We start from the raw sequence: 18,953 nt of genomic DNA, 5'->3' as shown, positions 1-18,953 counted from the left end.
TCAGGCCCCGATGAGCGCCTCGTGCACCAGGCGCTTGAGGTCCTGGAACATGGTGTGCGACGTCCGCGGCCGCACCTGCGTCATGAACTGCACCGTCAGGTCGTGGCGCGGGTCGACCCAGAACGTGGTCGTCGCCACGCCGCTCCAGCCGTAGGAGCCCAGCACGGTGGGGGCCTTGGTGCGGGCCGGGTCGATCACGACGGAGACGCCGAGGCCGAAGCCGATGCCGTCGTTGCCCGACTCGTCGTGCGCGGGACGGCTGCCGAAGGCGCGCAGATCGGCGCCGCCCGGGAGCTGGTTGGACGTCATCAGGTCCACGGTCCCGGGCGCCAGCAGCCGGACGCCGTCGAGCTCGCCCCGGCCGCGCAGCAGCTCCATGAAGCGATGCACATCGTGCGCGGAGGCCGCGAGACCGCCGCTGCCGGACAGGAACCGCGGCCGGCCGCCGCGCAGCGGGAGACCGGGGATCGGCTCGATACCGCCGCTCTCGCTCTCGCCGTACAACTCGGCGAGCCGCACCGCCTGTTCGTCGCGCACCGAGAACCCGGCGTCGGTCATGCCGAGCGGTCCGCAGATCCGCTCGGCGAAGAACTCGTCCAGCCGCTGTCCGGACACGACCTCGATGACCCGGCCCAGCACATTGGTGGCGACCGAGTAGTTCCACTGCGTGCCCGGCTCGAACTGCAGCGGCAGACGCGCGTACACGTCGACCGTCCTCGCCAGGTCCGAGCCCGGCAGCACCGCCGACTCCAGGTTGGCCTCGCGGTACAGGGCGTCCACGGGGTGCGAGTGGTAGAAGGCGAACGTCAGGCCCGCGGTGTGGGTCATCAGATGCCGGACGGTTATCGGCCCGTCGGCGGGACGTGTCACCACGTCCGAGCCCGACCCGCTGACGTACACCCTGGGTTCGGCGAAGCCCGGCAGATGGCGGTCCACCGGGTCGTCCAGCGACAGCTTGCCCTCCTCCACCAGCAGCAGCGCGGCGACCGAGGTGACCGGTTTGGTCATGGAGTAGATCCGCCACAGGGTGTCGGCCTCGACGGGCAGCCCGGCGGCCATGTCACGGTGGCCGTGCGTGGTGAGGTGGGCGACACGTCCGCCGCGGGCGACGGACACCAGGAAGCCGGGCAGCCGCCCCTCGTCGACGTAGTGGGCGAAGTACTGGTCGAGACGGTCCAGCGCCTTCGCGTCCAGCCCGACCTCACCCGGGTCGACCTCTTGTGTCAGCAGTGCCATCGCTCTCCTCCGATACGTACGACGAGGGTGCGCTCCGGCATACCCCGCGGGAACGGCCTCTGACCTCATCGTTGCGCAGGAACACGTGTACGGTCCTTCGAATCGCCATGATCGTCCGTCGAGGCGGGATCCCGCCCGGGAAGAGCACGGCCCGGCACCGTTCCGGCCAGGGCGAGGGCGGCGAGGACGGCCAGGGGCGGCCCGGCGTCACCGCCGGTGCCCATGAGCGCGGTCGCGGCGGCCACGCCCAGCACCGGCCCCAGATTCATCGCGGTCTGCTGGAGCCCGCCCGCCACCCCGGCCGACCCGACGGCCGCCTCCCGTACGACGACATGGGTCGCCGCCACCATCACCGTGCCGAACCCGGCCCCCACCAGGGCGAACGCCAGGCAGAGCAGGGGAGTGGCCGAGGCACGGGACAGGGTGAGGATCCCGAGCGCGAGGACTGCCATCGCCGCCGTCGCCGTACGCCGCGCACCGGCCCGGCGCAGCAGCACCGCGCAGCTGGGCGCCGCGAGCACCATCAGGGCGGCCAGCGGCAGGCTGACAAGGGCGCTGTGGAACGGATCCAGGCCGAGAGCGCCCTGCAACAGGAAGGTGCCCGCGAACAGCGCGCCGGACAGCGCCGCCGACGCGGCCACCAGCATGCCGAGCGCCGAGGCGACGGCGGCGGAGCCGATCACGTCGGGCGGCAGCAGCGGGCTCGCCATGCGCCGCTCGTGCCGGACGAAGGCGGCACCGGTGATCACGGCGGTGGCGGCGGTCCAGGGCGGGCCCGGCGGCGCGACCAGTGCGTGGACCAGACAGGCGAGGGTGAGCGCGAGCAGCAGGGCGCCGGGCAGATCGAGCCGTACGAGGGCGGGCGGGCGCGGGGACCGTCCCGTGAGGGCGAGTCCGCCGAGGACGAGGGCCGGCACGACGTTCAGCAGGAACACCACCCGCCAGCCCGGCCCCGCCACCAGCGCACCGCCCAGCACCGGCCCGACCGCGGCCGCCACCCCGATCGCCGCCGTCCGCACCGCGATCGGTGTCCGCAGCCGGTCCGGCGGGAACGCCGCCCGCAGCATCCCGAGCGTGGCCGGTTGCAGCAGCGCCCCGAACACGCCCTGCACCACCCGCAGCCCGATCACCCAGCCGACACCGGGCGCCACGGCGATACCCGCCGACGTCGCCCCGAAGCCGAGCATGCCGATGCCGAAGAGACGGTGATGGCCGTACCGGTCACCGAGCCGCCCGGCGAACACCAACAGGCTCGCCACGGCGATGAGATAGCCGGTGCTGGTCCACTGGACCTGCGCGAATGAGGCGCCCAGGTCGCGCTGGAGACTGGGCTGGGCGACGGTCAGCACGGTGCCGTCGAACGCGACGATGACCGCTCCGACGACGCTGCCCGCGAGGGTGAGACGCGGATTCACTCGCCCTCCGGCCCGAGATGCGCGTCGAGCGCCGACCGCAGCAGGGGTGCGAAGTCATCGACACCCGTGGCGAGTTGCAGACTGCCCCAGCCCCACAGCTGGGCGATGCCGTGCAACCCCGCCCACAGCGCGCCCGCGACCAGCCGGGCATCGGCGTCGGGCCGCACCCGGCCGACGAGCTGCACCAGCCGCCCGAAGAGCGGAAGGCTGGAGTCCCGGAGCCCCAAGTGCCCGCTCTCCAGCAGATCATGACGGAACATCAGCTCGTACATCCCCCGCTTCTCCAGCGCGAACTCCAGATACACCCGCGCCAGCGCGCCCACCCGCGCCCGTGCAGTGCCCTCGCCGCCCGCCTCCGCCGCTGCCGCCCGCGCCGCCAGCTCGTCGAAGCCGCGGCGGGCGATGGCCGAGAGCAGCTCCAGATGGGTGGGGAAGTAGCGACGCGGCGCGCCGTGCGACACGCCCGCCCGGCGGGCGATCTCCCGCAGGGTGAGCGCCTGGACACCCTCCCGAGCCACCAGCTCCACGCCCACGTCGACCAGCCGGTCCCGCAGCCCCGTGTCTGACTCTCTTGCCACTCGCATAGACACTGTCTACCACCCCTTCGTAGACAGTGTCTACGCGGGAATGTTCGACCCGCTCGTCCCGGTTGACGCAGATATGACTCAGGACGCCACCCAGAACGCACTGCTCGCGCTGCTCTCCGAGGCCCGCGGCGGGGTGCTAGTCACCCTGAAGCGCGACGGCCGGCCCCAGCTGTCGAACGTCGGCCACGCCTACTACCCCGACGAGCGGATCATCCGTGTCTCGGTCACCGACGACCGCGCCAAGACCCGCAATCTGCGCCGCGACCCCCGGGCGTCGTACCACGTCACGTCCCGCGACCGCTGGGCCTACACGGTCGCCGAGGGCACCGCCGAACTGACCCCGGTCGCCCAGGACCCGTACGACGCCACGGTCGAGGAACTCGTCCGCCTCTACCGGGACGTCGTGGGCGAGCATCCCGACTGGGACGACTTCCGCGCGGCGATGGTCAGGGACGGGCGGCTGGTGCTGCGACTGCGGGTGGAGCGGGCGTACGGCATCCCGAAGAGCTCCGGGCGGGGCTGACCCCGGGTCATCTCCCGTACGTGCCGTTAGTGTTGATCCACTGCGGGTGGTGAGACGGTGACACGGACGGGGCAGTGGACGGGATGATGGATCTGCTTTCGGTGGGCGCGATCAGTGCGGTCCTGACCACGATCGGAGCGGGATTCCTCGGCGAAGCCGGCAAGTCGGCCTGGGTGTCCACGGGCGGACTTGGGCAGGCTCGGGAAGGGGGCGGTGGGTGTCGAGCAGGGCCTCGATCTGGGGGCGCAGGGGTTGGGTGGGTGCGAGGCGGGGTGCCGTACGGACGAAGGAGTGCAACGGGGCGTCCGGGGCCAGGCCTGAGAGGAGCGCGGCGCCCAGCAACACCGGTGTGCCGAGTGCCGCCGCGTAGTAGGTGACCGCGCCATGGTCGCCGATCACGGCGTCGGCGGCGATCAGCGCCTGCCGCCAGCTCCGCAGCGGGTCGATCAGGGCCAGGCCCGCACGCCGGGCCCGGTCGAGCCAGGCGCGGATCTGACCGGGGCCGTGGCCGTGCCAGATGTTGGGATGCAGCACGGCCGCGAGACGGTATGCGTCGGCCGGGAACTCCGAGGTCAGCCGGGGGAGCAGGGAGGGCAGCAGGTCATCGCCGCCGCCGTCGCCGAACAACGACTCCGGATTCCAGGTGGAGTTGAGGACGATCAGCCGCTGCCCCCGGCCCACGCCGAGCGCACGGCGGTAGCGCTCGCGATATGTGCGCGCCGCCAGGATGCGGTCCCAGCAGGGGTCCCCGGCGAGCACCGCGATGGGTGCCGCCTCGGGGCAGGCGGTGCGCAGCCGCTCGTACTGCTCGGGGTGGGACAGCACCAGAGCTCCGACGACCGGTTTCCCGCCCTCGTCGAGCAGCCACTCCGGCGACAGCCCGAAGACCGGATCGGACGCGCCCGCAGCCCGCCGGGTGTCGCCAGCCTCTTAGTATATCCGACGCCGTGTGACAACACGCTCAATACGCCGGAAAATGCCCGGAGTTGACCGCCGAAGCTCGCCGAGACCGCCAACTCGACCGGTGTCCCGACCGCCTGCTCCCACGGCAGAACCGGCACCCCCGTGTCCGCCAGCAACTCCGCGAGCCCCGCCCGGAACGCCGACGACCCCGGGCTCGTGGCGAGCAGCTGCACCCGGAAGTCGTCGTGGAACAGCGGCATGACGTCCAGGAGCCGGGTGGCCGAGGTGACGTTGTGGACGATCAGGAGCACCTTCCGGGTCCGGCCCCGCGTGGCCCACCGGCCCGCGTCGTCCCCCACCGGCACCCGTATCCACCCGGCCCCTGCCACGCCTCGCCCGCCTCTCGCACCCGCTCACATGATCGGGCAACGATAGTCCGGAATCGGGCCGGTGCGTCCTAGGGCTCAGGTCGGGGGCCTCATGGCCGATGGTCCCGGTGGGCGTCGGCTGCCTACGCTGCTGAGCGGATCGACGCCGCACACCGCAACGCCCGCCTGGAGGGTCACCCATGCCGTTCAACGGCCGCAGCCACATCCGGATCGCCCGCCCGTCCCGTGACCTCGTCGCGGCGGAGCGCTTCTGGCGCGAAGGGCTCGGGCTAGGAGTCGTATGGCGGGCCACGGGTGGGCCGGAACCCGGCGAGCACGACCTGCTGATGCTCGGCCTGCCGGACGCCGACTGGCATCTGGAGCTCGTGCACGAGCCCGCCCGCCCCGTCGAACCCCGGCCGACCGAGGAGGATCTCCTCGTCCTCTACCTCGACGGCCCCGTGCCCGACGAGCTCGTCGCCCGGCTGGAGGGACACGGCGGCAAGCGGGTCCCGTCGCCCAACCCCTACTGGAACGAGTGGGGCGTCACGATCGAGGACCCGGACGGCTACCGGCTGGTGCTGTGCCGGAGGGGCTGGTCGAACGCAGGGGCCGAGTAGGGCCCCCGGACGCCTCCTTCACCCAGGACTCCAGGCACATCACGAACTCGGTCGCCCCGTCGGCCCAGTTGAGGTCGGCGAGCGCCGCCTCCCAGCCCCGTGCGGCCGCGCGGCGGCGCATCTGCCGGTCGGCGCGCAGATGCCGTACGGCCTGTGCCGCGGTGGCCGGATCCTCGTAGGGGACGACGAGACCGCAGCCGTAGCGTTCGACGAGGTCGGCGGCGAGCGGGGTGGGTGTGGTCACCACGGGGACGCCATGGGCCATGTACTCCACCGCCTTGGTGGGCCGTGAGTGGCGGTAGTTGGCCTGGTCGCGCAGCAGGGAGAGACCGGCCAGGCTGCCGGAGAGCAGGGGGAGGGCACGGTCGTTGGGGAGATAGCCGTGCCAGCGCAGGACGCCCTCCCCGTCGGCCTCGGTGAGCGGGCCCCGCATGTCGGGGTCCGCCGCGCCGATCACCTCGACCTGGATGTCCGGCGCCAGCAGCCGTGCCGTCTCGATGAGTTCCAGCGCACCGCGCTCCCGTGACAGGTGCCCGAGATAGACGGCCCGTTCATCGCCCGGCGGTTCGGGCGGCTCGGGCGGCACCGTCGCGAGGTTGCCGACCACGGGATGATGCCGGCCGAAACGCCGCTGGTAGGCGTCCTCGGCGAGGAGCAGCCGCACATGCCGCTCGGCCAGCCGTTCCGCGGCCCGTACGGCCAGGCGCAGCGGCGGTCGCAGCGGCCGGGGCAGCCAGCGCTTCATCACCAGTGCCGCCGCCGTGTCCTCGTGGACGTCCCACACGGTGACCGGCGAGTGTCCGGCGCGCCGCCAGCGGCGCAGGGTGCCGGGCAGGGTGAGCAGCAGCTCCGGGTCGTGCAGCAGGACGACGTCCGCCTGCTGGCCGCGCTCGGCCAGCAGGGCCCGGGCCGCGCGCAGTGCCGCACGCCGGTCCCGGCCGGCGGCGCGGGGCAGGTCGATGCCCTCCACATGGGGGCGCGGGGCCACTTGGCGGGCCGCGAAGGGCGCGGCGTAGGTGATCCGGTGGCCGTGCTGTCGCAGGGCGGCGATCTCCCGGTGCAGGATCCGCGCGTCCTCGGGGTGGTGGACGACGGTCACGACGAGTATCCGCATCAGAGCACGCACCTTTCGACAGCCCCGAGGACAGCCAGGGGCCAATGAACGATCGGGCCGGTCACAGCACTTCGACCCCTGGCCGGAAGATCCGCCCGCGGGTGTCGAACAGCAGCCGGGCCGCGTCGCCGAGGGCCGGCAGGTCGTAGGCCGAGTGATCCTGGAGCAGGATCGTCAGGTCGTGCTCGCGCACCGCCGCCAGTACATCGGGGACGCGCGGGATGCTCGCCCCGTCCACGGACCACAGCGGCACATGCGGATCGTGAAAGGCGACCTCGGCCTCCCGCTCCCGCAGCAGCCGCGCCACCGGCAGCGCCGGCGACTCGCGCTGGTCCGCCACGTCCGGCTTGTAGGTGACGCCGAGCAGCAGCACCCGGGAGCCGTGCAGCGGGCGGCCGGCGGTGTTGAGCAGATCCTGCGCCCGCCGCACCACGTACTCCGGCATCCGCCGGTTGATCTCCTGGGCGAGCTCCACGAACCGGAACTCGTAGCCGAGCGACGAACGCACCTTGTACGACAGGTAGTTGGGGTCTATGGGGATGCAGTGCCCGCCCACACCCGGACTCGGCCGGAACGCCTGGAAGCCGAACGGCTTCGTCCCGGCACAGCGGATCGCGTCCCACAGGTCGACATGCAACTCGTGGCTGATCACGGCGAGTTCATTGACCAGGGCGATGTTCACATGCCGGTAGGTGTTCTCCAGCAGCTTGGCCATCTCGGCCTCGCGGGTGCCCTTCGCCTGGACGACCGTGTCGACGAGCTTGCCGTAGAAGGCGACCGCGCGCGCCGCACACGACGGCGTGCAGCCGCCGACCACCTTCGGCGTGGTGCGCAGCCCGTGCGCGGTGTTGCCGGGGTCGATCCGCTCCGGCGAGAAGGCCAGCGCGAAGTCCACACCGACCCGTAGCCCCGACTCCTCCAGGAGCGGCCGGACGATCTCCTCGGTCGTCCCCGGATACGTGGTCGACTCCAGCACGACCAGCTGTCCGGGGCGCAACCGCAGGGCCACGGCCTTGGTGGCCGCGGTGACGGCCCCGAGGTCGGGCCCGCCGTCCTTGCCGAGCGGCGTCGGCACACAGATGACGATCGCCTGCGCCCGCGCCAGACACGCGTCGTCCGTGGACGCGGTGAACCCGGTCGCCCGCATCCGGCGGACATCGTCGTCGGAGACGTCGTCGACATGGGAGTGCCCGGTGTTGAGCGCCTCCACGACCCGGGGGTCGCGGTCCAGGCCCAGCACCTTCAGTCCGATCGACGCCGCCTCCCGCGCGAGCGGCAGTCCGACGTAGCCGAGCCCGATCACCGCGAGATCCACGAGATCGGGCCGTTCCGCTTCCCCGAGAGGGCCCACTTCGAGCTGTTCGTCCTGCATAGGGACTCACCCCGCATCAAGGCTGCCAAGGGCGCGGTACGCCTCACGGGTTGTGGCGGCGACACGCTTCCAGGTGCGGTCACGCGCGACCGTCGCGCGGGCTGCTGCTCCCCACTCAGCGCGCCGATTTCGACTGTAAAGGAGTATTTCCAGCTCATCAGCCCAGGAATATGGTGATTCAGGCTTGATTAGCCTCCCGTTCACCTCCGGTTCGACCAGTTCCCGGAGCGCGGCGACATCGCTGGCGGCCACCGGAACACCGCTCGCCATCGCCTCGACCGGCTTGAGCGGGGTCACCAGATGGCACACCCGTTCATCGGTGCGCGGCACCGCGAACACATCCAACACCGCGTGGAAATCCCGTACTTGGGAGTGCGGCACGCGCCCCGTGAAAAGCGCGGTCCCGTCGTCCAGGCCGAGCCGGGCCGCCAGCCGCTCCAACGCCGGGCGCGCCGGACCGTCGCCGACGATCAGCAACCGGAGGGGCACTCCACGCCGCCGTAGCTCTTCACCCGCATGGAGCAATGTGTCGATGCCCTCAAGGCGTGTGAGGGTGCCGACGGTGCCGACGACCAGCTCGTCCGGCGCGATACCGAGCCGGGCGCGCACGGGCGCCCCGTCCGGCGGTGCGGCCAGGAAGTCGTCGTCCACGGCATTGGGCGCGATCAGCACCCGCTCCTCCGCCACCCCCCGGCCCACGATCTCGGCCTTCATCGCCTCACCCAGCGTCACCACCAGGTCGGCCTCCCGCATGCAGTACGTCTCCAGGGCGCGCCGCGCCCGGTACGTCTCGTCGTCCCGGCCCCGCCCCGGCGCCTGCGTCAGCCAGGTCTCCTCCAGAAACCCCCGCACCTCATAGACCACCGGCAGCCCGAAGGTCTCCCGCAGGGCCAGGGCCACCCGCCCGTTGCCGTGATCGGACGCGGCATGCAGCACGGCCGGCCGCAGCCGCTCCACCAGGCGTGCCGCCAGTTCGGCGTTGCGGGCCAGCGCCGCGGCCTGTCCGTACGGCAGCCACGGCGGCAGCAGCCGGTGCTGCGGCACCCCGCCCACCAGCTGCGTCGGCCGGGCGTCCAGCACCCCGCCCGTCACCGGAAAGCCGATCCGGGTCACCACGTGCGGGTCGAGCCCGGCCGCCGACTGGGCCTCGGTGAGTTTCTGAGTGCGCACGGTGTAGCCGGCGTGCCGGAACGGCAGCCCGTTGGTGACCAGATGGAGCACCCGCCCCGGCACGGGGAGAAAGCGCCGCCCGGCCGGCGCGGGCACCCGAGCGGCGGACGGCACCGCCACGGGCCCCGTGGCGCGGGCACGCCCCGCGAGCCGCCGTTCCAACGGCCCCAACCCCTGCCGGACGCCCCCGGGCAGCAGACGTACACCGATCAGCAGGGCCCGCACCGGATCCTGACGCAGCTCGCCAATGGCCACCGAGGCGGCGAGACTAAGACCAAGGGGACCAAAGTGCACATTTCTTGACATACGGAAACATTAAAGTGCGACGCCGGGCAACGGCCCACCAACAGCCACTGGTCCGACGACACCGGCCGGGAGGGAGCCGTAGGGGGCGCGTCGGTGTCGAGAGGCCGAACGCGCGGAGGCGCGAAGCGCCGAGCACGATCGGCCTCTCGACACCGACATGTGGCGCCCCCGAAGGCGACCGACCCAGACATTCAGCACAGGAGTGAAACGGCATGAACGCCTGCGTACTGCACGTCGTGGGAACCCGCCCGAACTTCGTCAAGGCCGCCCCGGTGATCACCGCCCTCACCACCGCGGGCTGCGCCCAGACCCTGGTCCACACCGGCCAGCACTACGACGCCCGTATGTCCGACATCTTCTTCCGCCAACTGGGCCTCCCGGAACCCGACACCGACCTCGGAGTCGGCTCAGGCAGCCACGCCCGCCAGACCGCCGACCTCCTGGTAGCCCTCGAACAGGAGCTGACCGCCCGCGCCCCCGCCCTCGTCACGGTGTACGGCGACGTGAACTCGACGCTCGCCGCCGCGCTGGCCGCCGTCAAACTCGGCATCCCGGTGGCGCACGTCGAAGCGGGCCTGCGCAGCTTCGACATGGCGATGCCGGAGGAGGTCAACCGGCGGCTGGTCGACCAGTTGGCGGAGCTGCTGTTCGCCACGAGCCCGGAGGCCGTCGGCCACCTGGCCCGCGAGGGCGTCGCCGCCGACCGTGTCCATCTCGTCGGGAACCCGATGATCGACACTCTGCTCACCCATGTGGAGCAGTTCGACCCTACGAGCGCCCGTGCCGCTCACGGACTCCCCGAGCGCTACGGCGTGGTCACCCTGCACCGGCCGGCCAACGTCGACGACCCGGAAGCCGCCGCCGCAGCGGCCCGCGTTCTCGCCGACGCCGCCCGACATCTCGACCTCGTCGTACCCCTGCACCCGCGCGGCCGGGCGGCGCTGAGCGCAGCGGGCCTCGCAAACGCACCCGGCGTCCACCTCCTCGACCCCCTCGGCTATGTCGAGTTCATGAGCCTGGTGCGCGGAGCCGCCGTCGTGATCACCGACTCGGGCGGCGTCCAGGAGGAGACCACCGTCCTGGGCGTCCCGTGCCTGACCCTGCGCACCACCACCGAACGCCCGGTCACCGTCACCCATGGCACCAACCGCCTCGTCCGGCACGGGGAACTGGTCCCCGCGCTGCGCAAGCTGCTGGAGGGCGGGGGAGCGGCACCCGTCGAGGGACCGCCCCTGTGGGACGGCCGGGCGGGCGGCCGGATCGCCCGCGTGATCACCGGGTGGCTGGAGCGCCATGGCTGACGGAATGCTCGCCCACGACGGAATGCCCACTCGCGACGGAATGCCCACCAGCGACGAAACGCTCGCCCGCGACGAATCCCTCACCCGCGATGAAACCCTCCCCCGCGACCACGGGACGCGGCCCTACTGGGACGCCCGCCACGCCGACCTGGACGACCTCACCTCCGGCGGCCACATAGGCCTCGACCGCCCCGGCAACGAACTCTTCTACGCCCACCGCCTCGGCACCCTGCTCGATCTCATCGGCGACCTGTCCAGCCCCACCGCCCCCCTGTTCGTGCTCGACGCCGGCTGCGGCAAGGGCTACTTCGCCCGGGCCCTGGCCCGCTGCGGACATCGGGTCGACGCCTTCGACACCAGCCGGACCGCCATCGACCACGCCCGAGCCGAGGGCGGCGGCCCGCGCTACGCCGTCGCCCTGCTGGACGAGTGGCGGGCTGCGTGGCCGTACGACATCGTTGTCTGCGTGGACGTCCTGTTCCACGTGCCGGACGACGAGGAGTGGGCGGCCGGGCTGCGCAACCTCGCCTCCCTCGTCCGCGTCGCCGGGCGGCTGATCCTCACCGACGAGGACACCGACCGCCGTACGCCCCGCGGCGCCCACATCGTGCACCGCCCGCTCACCGCCTACCGCGCCGAACTCGAGCCGCTCGGCCTGCGGCACACCCTCTCCAGGCCGTACGGCTTCCGGGAGAACCGGGTCGGCTTCCACGTCTTCACGAGGAACAGCTGATGCGCCTGACCGATCTGCTCCATCCGCACCTCGACGCCGTCACGACGGTGGTGGACGCGACGGGCGGCGGCCTGAGCCTGGAGCCGTACCTGCATCTGCCCCCCGGTGTAGCCCTGCGTCGCTCCGATGACGAACAGCCCATCACCGATGGGGAGTTGGCCCTCCTCTCCTACGGGCCGGACCCCGACCTGCACGGCACCGAGGACGTCTGTCGTGCCGTGCTGGCACGGATGCAACCCGGAGCACGCGGCCTGATCGTCTTCGGGCACGCGGGCGACGAGCTGCCCTATCACCGGCTGCTCGACCACCTCGTGGCACACCGCTGCCAGGTCCTGCGCGCGGCGCCGCTCGACTATGTCCAGTTGCACGCGGGCGCCGTCATCGCCCGCACCGACGAACTCCTCCCACCACACGACTTCTTCGGCCGCCCCGTCGCCTCCGATGGTCATGCCACGGCGTTGCGCATCGCCGACGAGTACGTCTTCGCCGACCTCGCCTCCCGCGCCCAGCGCGCCCGGGTGCTGGACCTGGAGACCGCCGCCGAGGACGCGGAACCCACCCGGGAGGCAGCGGGACAGGACGGACCGGCCGACCGGCTCGCCGCCGCCGTACGGGAGAAGGAGCAGCTCGCCGGCGCGCTCAGGGCGGCCCGGGACCGGGTCGAGGTGCTGCAGGCGCGCGTCGCCATGCTGGAGGGCTCCACCTCGCTGCGGGTCGGGAAGGCCCTCGTCTCGGCCGCGCGCTCGCCGAAACGGGGCGCCGCACGGCTGCCCGCGGAGCTGTACGGCCTGTGGCGCGGTCGCCGTCGGCTCACCGGTGCCGCGCCCGCGCCCAAGCACCAGGCCGAGCCGGAAACACCGCTCGACGCCCGCTTCCATCTCGCCCATCGCGCCCTGACCGTGGCCCCCCGCGACCGCCTCGTCGTCGCCGGACTGCTCACCCCCGCCACTGCCGAGGACTTCGCGGCGGACGCGGTCGTCAACCGTCTGCTGCCGCACGACGGCGAACTCCTCCTGCGTCGCACCGACCCCGATGTCCTCGTCGTACAGCTCCGCGCCTGCACCGGCGACGGACCCTGGTGGCTCACCGGCACCGGACTCGCCCCCGATCTGGACCGCACACTCGCCGAACTCCTCGCAGGGGCGAGGGAGTTGGGCCGGACCACGGTGCTGTGGCGGGACGGCCCGGCCGCCACCGCGCCCGGACTCGCACGGCTCGCCTGGGATGCCGTAGTCGACTCCGACACCGGCGTACGCCTCGCCCGGCTCGACCCGGCCGTACAGGGCAGGGAGCGGCTGCGCGAGATGTTCCGGGCGGACAGCACACGGGTACGGCTGTCCCGGCTAGCGCGGCTGGCCGGCGCCCCGGACCCGCTGGACGAGCGGCGTGTGGCGGTGCTGGCCGCGCCCCGGAACCGTACCGACGTGGCCCGCCTCGTCGGCCAGGTGCTCGGCCAGTTGCACCGCCCGGTCGAGGTCGTCGTGCCCGATCCGGCGGGACTCGACGAACTCACCGCCGCCGGAGTGACCGTACGCCTCGGCCGGCCCCGCGCACCCTGGGTCGCCGACTGGGCGGACCTCACCGAGGACCGGCCCGACACCCTGCTGCTCGACCTGATGTGCGCCCAGGAGTACTCCGGCGCCGACGCGGTGGGCCACACTCCGGCCGCCGACGACTACGTCTTCGTACCGTCGCTGCGTCCGCTGCTGGTGCGCCGGTCGCTGCACATGTCCGGTACCGATCCCGGCAGTTGGGCGGGGCGGGGACACCGACTGTTCGCCGTGCGCGGGAAGGAGCCGTCATGAGCCGTGTGTTGCGGGCGCTCGTCTACGGCGACGTCGACCTCAATCTCATCGACGGGTCCGCGGTGTGGGCCCAGTCGACGGTGCAGGCGCTGTCCCGGGCGGGCTGCGAGAGCACGCTCGTCCTCAAGTCCCCCATCCGCACCGGGCGGTTGACCGATCCGCTCGCCGAGCTGCCCGGCGTCCGCCTGGTGTCCCCGCACGAGGAACGGCTGCTGCCCGGGCTCGCCGACCGGCCCCTTTCGCCGGTGCAGGCCTCGCAGGTGCTGGCCCGGCTCGACGAGGACGAGCCCTGCGATCTGCTGGTGCTGCGCGGCCGGCGGCTGGTCACCCGGATCGTCGCCGACGGCATGTTCGACGGACGGATCTGGGCCTATCTCACCGACATTCCGCAATCGGCCGCCGAGATGACCGACGCGGCCCACGCGGACCTCGTCCGGATCGCCGAGGCATCGCACCGACTGCTGTGCCAGACCGAGGAGTTGCGCGGCTTCCTGGAGACCTGGGTGCCCGAGGCCTGCGGCAAGTGCGTGCTCAGCCCGCCCGCCGTGCCCGAGCCGGGCTTCGAGGTGCCGGACCGCGACGAACCGCGCGATCCGCTGCGGCTCGTCTACACCGGCAAGTTCGCGCCCCGCTGGAACACCCTGCCCATGACGCGGCTGCCGCGACTGCTCGCCGAGCGCGGTGTCCCCGCCGAGCTGCACACCGTCGGCGACAAGATCCACGACGACCCGGGCCACCCCGATTTCCAGGCCGACATGGCGCGGGCCCTGGCCGGCACTCCCGGCGTCCACCACCACGGCGGACAGCCACGCGAGGAGGCCATGCGCATCGCCGCGGACTGCGACGTGGGCCTGGGCTGGCGCGACCCGGTGCTCGACTCCAGCCTCGAACTGTCCACCAAGGTCCTGGAGTTCGGCGCCCTCGGTCTGCCCGTGGTCCTCAACCGCACCCCGGCGCACGAGGCGCTGCTCGGCATCGACTATCCGCTGTTCGTGCCGGGCCGCGCCGGGCTCGACGACGCCGCCGACGCCATCGCGACGGCCGTCCGGGAGCCGGAGGCACGGCGGCTCGCCTCCGACCGCTGCCGCGAGGCCGCCCGCCGGTACACCCTCGACGGGGCGTCCGCCCGCTGGCGCGCCCACCTCGACCGGGCCTTCCCCGCCGGGATGCCGGACCGCCGACGGCCGTTGAGGGTCGGCGTCGCCGGACACGACCTGAAGTTCCTCACCCGGCTGCTCGACCACTTCCGCTCCCTGCCCGGGCTCGACGTACGGGTCGACGCCTGGCCCGCGCTCTCCCGCCACGACCCGGAGGCGAGCCGTGAACTCGCCGAGTGGGCGGACGTGGTGGTCGTCGAGTGGTGCGGCCCCGCCGCCGTCTGGTACAGCCGACACAAGCGGCGCGGCAGCCGGCTGATCGTCCGGCTGCACCGCTTCGAACTCGACGCCGGCTGGCCCCGCCAGGTCGACATCGACGCCGTCGACCGGGTGGTGTGCGTCAGCCCGTACTACGCCCGCCGCACCCGCGAGCACACCGGCTGGCCCGCCGACAAGGTCGTCGTCGTACCCAACTGGGTCGACACCGACCAGCTCGACCGCCCCAAGGCACCGGGCGCCCACCACCGCCTCGGCATGATCGGTATCGCACCCAGCCGCAAACGCCTCGACCTCGGCCTCGACGTGCTGGAGGCGCTGCGCGCCCACGACCGGCGCTGGCATCTGTCGGTCAAGTCCAAGCCGCCCTGGGAGTACTGGTGGATCTGGAACAAGCCCGAGGAGCGGGAGCACTACGACGCCGTGCTGCGCCGGATGCAGACCTCGCCGCTGCTCGAAGGGGCCGTCGTCTTCGACACCTTCGGGCCGGACGTGGCGGGCTGGCTGCGGCGGGTCGGGCATGTGCTGTCCACCAGCGACGACGAGAGCTTCCACCTCGCACCGGCCGAGGGCATGGCCTCCGGTGCGGTGCCTTCGCTGCTGCCGTGGCCCGGGGCGGACGAGATCTATGACCGGCGGTGGATCCATGACAGCCCCGAGGCGATGGCGGAGGCGATCGCCGTGCTGGAGGAGGAACAGGACTGGCGGGCGGCCGGGGAGCTGGCGCGGGCGCAGGTGAGGGAGGGGTTCTCGCTGGGCGGGGTGGCTGAGACCTGGACGGAGCTGTTGGTCTCGGAGTGACACGCCGGGTCCCCGGAGCCGCCCTCATGGCGTCCGGGGACCCGGTGGACGCCGAGTGTCAGGCCGCGACCTTCGCCGGCTGCGCGGCCTGTCCGGCCGTCCGCTCGCCCAGCTGCTCGGTCGGGACTTTCGCCGTCTCGCGCGCGGTCAGCGCCGCCACCACCGGCGGCACGCACAGCGCGGCCGTGAACAGGGCCACCGCCGACCAGTCGTCGCCGTTCGGGCCCGCGATCTGCGCGGCGAACGTGACCGCGAAACCGGCGACCGCGAAACCGATCTGGGTGCCGATGGCCATGCCGGACAGCCGGACCCGGGTGGAGAACATCTCGCCGTAGAAGGAGGGCCAGACGCCGTTCGCGGCGCTGTAGATCACACCGAAGGTGATGATGCCCAGCAGGAGGGTCAGCGGGTAAGAGCCGGTGGAGATCGCCCACAGGTACAGGAACATCGTCACCGCGCTGCCGGCCGCGCCGATCAGGAACACCGGGCGGCGCCCGATCCGGTCCGACAGCGTCGCCCACAGCGGGATCGCGCCGAGCGCGACCAGGTTGGCCAGGGCGCCCACCCACAGCATGGCGGACCTGTCCATCCCGACCGAGTCGCTCGTGGCGTACGACAGCGCCCACACCGTGAAGATCGTGCTGACCGAGGCGACCAGCGCACCGGCGATCACCCGCAGCACATCCGCCCAGTGCTCCCGCATCAGCACCGCCAGCGGCAGCTTGACGACGCCCTCGGTGGCGGCCTGCTGCTCGAAGGCCGGGGTCTCCTGGAGCTTGCGGCGGATGACATAGCCGACGACGGCGACCGCGACGCTCATCCAGAACGGCACTCGCCAGCCCCACGACATCAGCTGCTCCTCCGGCAGCGCGGCGATCGGGATGAAGACCAGGGTGGCCAGCAGCTGCCCGCCCTGGGTGCCGCTCAGCGTGAAGCTGGTGAAGAAGCCGCGCCGGTGCGGTGGCGCGTGTTCCAGGGTCATCGAGTTGGCGCTGGCCTGCTCGCCGGCCGCCGAGATGCCCTGGAGGACCCGGCACAGCACCAGCAGGACCGGCGCGAGGGTACCGACCTGGTCGCGGGTGGGCAGACAGCCGATGAGGAACGTCGAGATGCCCATCAGGATCAGCGTGAAGACCATGATCTTCTTACGGCCCAGCCGGTCCCCGAAGTGACCGAGGAACAACGCGCCCACCGGCCGCGCCGCGTACGCCACCCCGAACGTGGCCAGCGACAGCAGGGTGGCCGTCGCCGGGTCGGACTCGTCGAAGAAGACCTCGGGGAAGATCAGCGCGGCGGCACTGCCGTAGATGAAGAAGTCGTAGTACTCGAGGGCACTGCCGATCCAAGCGGCGGTGGCGGCTTTCCTTGGCTGCCCGGGCGGGGCTTGGGGGACGGGGACGGACACGGCGTGCTCCTTCGAGGGGACTCCAACATATGTGGAGTGAGCGGAAACATGAGGCTGCAGCAGGAAGGGGAGTGCCGGATCCCGGCTAATTAACCCACTGGGTAGTTAGTAGCGGTGGCTACGGATGTTGCGCCCACGTTTCCCGGGTGTCAAGAGGTGTCGCCGTACGACTTGGTCCGCCGCCTCAGTCCGCGGCGCGCTCGGCGGTCAGGTAGGCGATCACCATGTCGCCGAGCATCGCGCGGTAGTGCTCGCGCCGGGCCGGATCCACCAGGTCGCGGCCGAACAGGGCGCCGAAGGTGTGCCGGTTGGAGACCCGGAAGAAGCAGTAGGAGCTGATCATCGCGTGCAGATCGACGGCGTCGACATCGGCCGTGAACAGGCCGGACTCCTGCCCCGACGCCAGGATCCGGCGGATCACCTCCAGGGCCGGCGAGCCGATCCTGCCGAGCTTCTCGGAGGCGGCGATGTGCTCGGCGCCGTGGATGTTCTCGATGCTGACCAGTCGGATGAAGTCCGGGTGCTGCTCATGGTGGTCGAAGGTCAGCTCGGCGAGGCGGCGGATGGCCGCGACCGGGTCCAGATGCTCGACGTCGAGCTGCTGCTCGGCCTCCCGGATCACGCCGTACGCCCGCTCCAGGACGGTCGTGAAGAGCTGCTCCTTGCCGCCGAAGTAGTAGTAGATCATCCGCTTCGTGGTGCGGGTGCGGGCGGCGATCTCGTCCACGCGGGCGCCGTCGTAACCGGCGCGGGCGAACTCCTGCGTCGCGACGTCGAGGATCTCGGCCTTGGTGCGGGCGGCGTCACGGATCCGCCCCCCGTTCGCACGTGCCGGTTCTTCGACGCTGCTGGTCATCGGGATCCTTCGGCGAGGGCGGGTGCGCCCCCGTGGCCCACCTGCGTGCCGGTGATTGTAGAAGCCCGGTCGCCCCGGGTGTCGGGACGGGGGTTCACAAGCCTCCGCCCGGCTGCTATTACTAACTCACCAGTTCGTACATTAGTGAGCCGCTCAGGAGGTCCCCCGGTGGCCAAGGACGCCAAGGACTCGTATCTCGTCGGGCTGATCGGCTCCGGCATCGGCCCCTCGCTGAGCCCGGCCCTGCACCAGCGGGAGGCCGACCGGCAGGGGCTGCGCTATCTGTACCGGCTCATCGACATCGACACGCTCCGCGTGCCGCCGGAGGCGGTGGGCGACCTGGTGCGGGCCGCGCGTGACCTGGGGTTCGACGGGCTCAACATCACCCATCCCTGCAAGCAGCTCGTCATCGAGCACCTCGACGCGCTCGCTCCGCAGGCCGAGGCGCTGGGGGCGGTGAACACCGTCGTCTTCGAGGACGACGGGCGGGCTGTCGGGCACAACACGGATGTCACCGGGTTCGCCGCGTCATTCGCGCGCGGGCTGCCGGATGTGGCGTTGGAGCGGGTCGTGCAGCTGGGCGCCGGGGGAGCGGGGGCGGCCGTGGCGCACGCCATGCTGACGCTGGGCGCCGAGCGGGTCACGGTGGTCGACGCGCTGAGCGACCGGGCCGCCGATCTCGCCGCCGCCCTGAACCGGCACTTCGGTGCCGGTCGTGCGGTGGGCGCCGCCCCCGACGCGCTCCCCGCGCTGCTCGGCCGGGCCGACGGCCTCGTGCACGCGACCCCGACCGGCATGGCCGCCCACCCCGGCCTGCCGCTCGCGGCCGAGCTGCTCCACCCGGGGCTCTGGGTCGCCGAGGTCGTGTACCGCCCGCTGGAGACCGAGCTGCTGCGCACCGCGGGTCAGCTCGGCTGCGCCACCCTCGACGGCGGTGGCATGGCCGTGTTCCAGGCCGTGGACGCGTTCCGCCTGTTCACCGGGCGGGAGCCGGACAGTGCCCGGATGCTCGCGGACATCGCCGAGCTCGCCGGAGCCGTAGGAACCCCGAGCTAGGAACAGGTA

The 18,953-nt window shown here is 72.3% G+C and carries 16 protein-coding genes; 7 read left to right on the top strand and 9 right to left on the bottom strand.

Features of this window, described 5'->3' with window-relative positions:
- The 3 genes from IE325_RS01265 to IE325_RS01255 all read right to left on the bottom strand — a co-directional run bounded on the left by IE325_RS01265 (nt 1) and on the right by IE325_RS01255 (nt 3,229).
- Nucleotides 1–1,236 carry a serine hydrolase domain-containing protein gene (locus IE325_RS01265; RefSeq protein ID WP_190067746.1) on the bottom strand — a complete coding sequence of 412 codons (1,236 nt, stop codon included), beginning with the start codon at nt 1,234–1,236 and terminating at the stop codon, nt 1–3.
- Between the two features lie 65 nt (nt 1,237–1,301).
- The gene (locus IE325_RS01260; protein WP_190067745.1) at nt 1,302–2,651 is read right to left on the bottom strand and encodes an MFS transporter; all 1,350 of its coding nucleotides are present in this window, start codon (nt 2,649–2,651) and stop codon (nt 1,302–1,304) included.
- Nucleotides 2,648–3,229, bottom strand: coding sequence for a TetR/AcrR family transcriptional regulator (locus IE325_RS01255; protein ID WP_373315064.1), 582 nt, complete (start codon nt 3,227–3,229; stop codon nt 2,648–2,650). The genes IE325_RS01260 and IE325_RS01255 overlap by 4 nt, the downstream gene beginning before the upstream one ends.
- 82 nt (nt 3,230–3,311) lie before the next feature.
- On the opposite strand from IE325_RS01255, the gene IE325_RS01250 reads away from it, so the two are divergent.
- Nucleotides 3,312–3,761 carry a PPOX class F420-dependent oxidoreductase gene (locus IE325_RS01250; protein WP_190067743.1) on the top strand — a complete coding sequence of 150 codons (450 nt, stop codon included), beginning with the start codon at nt 3,312–3,314 and terminating at the stop codon, nt 3,759–3,761.
- A 111-nt stretch (nt 3,762–3,872) separates the two neighbouring features.
- Here the strand turns inward: IE325_RS01250 and IE325_RS46810 are convergent, their stop codons facing one another.
- Nucleotides 3,873–4,586 (bottom strand): hypothetical protein, encoded by a 714-nt coding sequence (locus tag IE325_RS46810; protein WP_308437610.1) that lies wholly within the window; start codon nt 4,584–4,586, stop codon nt 3,873–3,875.
- Nucleotides 4,587–5,232: 646 nt separating this feature from the next.
- Between IE325_RS46810 and IE325_RS01240 the strand changes: the two genes are divergently transcribed.
- Nucleotides 5,233–5,652 (top strand): VOC family protein, encoded by a 420-nt coding sequence (locus IE325_RS01240; RefSeq protein ID WP_190067742.1) that lies wholly within the window; start codon nt 5,233–5,235, stop codon nt 5,650–5,652.
- Here the strand turns inward: IE325_RS01240 and IE325_RS01235 are convergent.
- From IE325_RS01235 to IE325_RS01225, 3 genes are all read right to left on the bottom strand, one after another.
- On the bottom strand, nt 5,579–6,766 hold the full coding sequence (locus IE325_RS01235) for a glycosyltransferase (RefSeq protein ID WP_190067741.1): 1,188 nt from the start codon (nt 6,764–6,766) through the stop codon (nt 5,579–5,581). The two genes, IE325_RS01240 and IE325_RS01235, sit on opposite strands and share 74 nt — an antisense overlap.
- A 61-nt stretch (nt 6,767–6,827) precedes the next feature.
- Nucleotides 6,828–8,138 (bottom strand): nucleotide sugar dehydrogenase, encoded by a 1,311-nt coding sequence (locus tag IE325_RS01230; RefSeq protein WP_190067740.1) that lies wholly within the window; start codon nt 8,136–8,138, stop codon nt 6,828–6,830.
- A gap of 6 nt (nt 8,139–8,144) precedes the next feature.
- Nucleotides 8,145–9,563 (bottom strand): glycosyltransferase family 4 protein, encoded by a 1,419-nt coding sequence (locus IE325_RS01225; protein WP_229911605.1) that lies wholly within the window; start codon nt 9,561–9,563, stop codon nt 8,145–8,147.
- A 263-nt stretch (nt 9,564–9,826) separates the two neighbouring features.
- Here IE325_RS01225 and wecB point away from each other — a divergent pair, with 263 nt between their 5' ends.
- Genes wecB through IE325_RS01205 form a run of 4 tightly spaced genes read left to right on the top strand, consistent with a single transcriptional unit; the run spans nt 9,827 to nt 15,627 of the window.
- On the top strand, nt 9,827–10,915 hold the full coding sequence (gene wecB / locus IE325_RS01220) for a non-hydrolyzing UDP-N-acetylglucosamine 2-epimerase (RefSeq protein WP_190067738.1): 1,089 nt from the start codon (nt 9,827–9,829) through the stop codon (nt 10,913–10,915).
- Nucleotides 10,908–11,648 (top strand): class I SAM-dependent methyltransferase, encoded by a 741-nt coding sequence (locus tag IE325_RS01215; protein WP_190067737.1) that lies wholly within the window; start codon nt 10,908–10,910, stop codon nt 11,646–11,648. Before wecB ends, IE325_RS01215 begins: the two co-directional genes overlap by 8 nt.
- The gene (locus IE325_RS01210; RefSeq protein WP_190067736.1) at nt 11,648–13,453 is read left to right on the top strand and encodes a hypothetical protein; all 1,806 of its coding nucleotides are present in this window, start codon (nt 11,648–11,650) and stop codon (nt 13,451–13,453) included. Before IE325_RS01215 ends, IE325_RS01210 begins: the two co-directional genes overlap by 1 nt.
- Nucleotides 13,450–15,627 carry a glycosyltransferase gene (locus IE325_RS01205; protein WP_190067735.1) on the top strand — a complete coding sequence of 726 codons (2,178 nt, stop codon included), beginning with the start codon at nt 13,450–13,452 and terminating at the stop codon, nt 15,625–15,627. Before IE325_RS01210 ends, IE325_RS01205 begins: the two co-directional genes overlap by 4 nt.
- A 58-nt stretch (nt 15,628–15,685) precedes the next feature.
- On the opposite strand, the gene IE325_RS01200 is transcribed toward IE325_RS01205, so the two are convergent.
- On the bottom strand, nt 15,686–17,032 hold the full coding sequence (locus tag IE325_RS01200; protein WP_190067734.1) for an MFS transporter: 1,347 nt from the start codon (nt 17,030–17,032) through the stop codon (nt 15,686–15,688).
- A gap of 184 nt (nt 17,033–17,216) precedes the next feature.
- The gene (locus IE325_RS01195) at nt 17,217–17,888 is read right to left on the bottom strand and encodes a TetR/AcrR family transcriptional regulator (RefSeq protein WP_190067733.1); all 672 of its coding nucleotides are present in this window, start codon (nt 17,886–17,888) and stop codon (nt 17,217–17,219) included.
- A gap of 168 nt (nt 17,889–18,056) precedes the next feature.
- Between IE325_RS01195 and IE325_RS01190 the strand changes: the two genes are divergently transcribed.
- Entirely contained in the window at nt 18,057–18,944 is an 888-nt protein-coding gene (locus tag IE325_RS01190; RefSeq protein ID WP_190067732.1) for a shikimate dehydrogenase, read from the top strand.
- The last annotated feature ends 9 nt before the right edge of the window (nt 18,945–18,953 follow it).

It is taken from the genome of Streptomyces lanatus (assembly GCF_014655715.1).
GTDB lineage: Bacteria > Actinomycetota > Actinomycetes > Streptomycetales > Streptomycetaceae > Streptomyces > Streptomyces lanatus.
The sequence above is the reverse complement of the archived record's forward strand: the minus strand, read 5'-3'. Positions and strand labels throughout refer to the sequence as shown.

Coding starts and splice junctions, on each gene's coding strand:
- IE325_RS01210 (WP_190067736.1), top strand. CDS start 11,648: ATGCGCCTGACCGATCTGCTCCATCCGCACCTCGACGCCGTCACGACG.
- IE325_RS01265 (WP_190067746.1), bottom strand. CDS start 1,236: ATGGCACTGCTGACACAAGAGGTCGACCCGGGTGAGGTCGGGCTGGAC.
- IE325_RS01215 (WP_190067737.1), top strand. CDS start 10,908: ATGGCTGACGGAATGCTCGCCCACGACGGAATGCCCACTCGCGACGGA.
- IE325_RS01240 (WP_190067742.1), top strand. CDS start 5,233: ATGCCGTTCAACGGCCGCAGCCACATCCGGATCGCCCGCCCGTCCCGT.
- IE325_RS01235 (WP_190067741.1), bottom strand. CDS start 6,766: ATGCGGATACTCGTCGTGACCGTCGTCCACCACCCCGAGGACGCGCGG.
- IE325_RS01195 (WP_190067733.1), bottom strand. CDS start 17,888: ATGACCAGCAGCGTCGAAGAACCGGCACGTGCGAACGGGGGGCGGATC.
- IE325_RS01250 (WP_190067743.1), top strand. CDS start 3,312: ATGACTCAGGACGCCACCCAGAACGCACTGCTCGCGCTGCTCTCCGAG.
- wecB (WP_190067738.1), top strand. CDS start 9,827: ATGAACGCCTGCGTACTGCACGTCGTGGGAACCCGCCCGAACTTCGTC.
- IE325_RS01205 (WP_190067735.1), top strand. CDS start 13,450: ATGAGCCGTGTGTTGCGGGCGCTCGTCTACGGCGACGTCGACCTCAAT.
- IE325_RS01230 (WP_190067740.1), bottom strand. CDS start 8,138: ATGCAGGACGAACAGCTCGAAGTGGGCCCTCTCGGGGAAGCGGAACGG.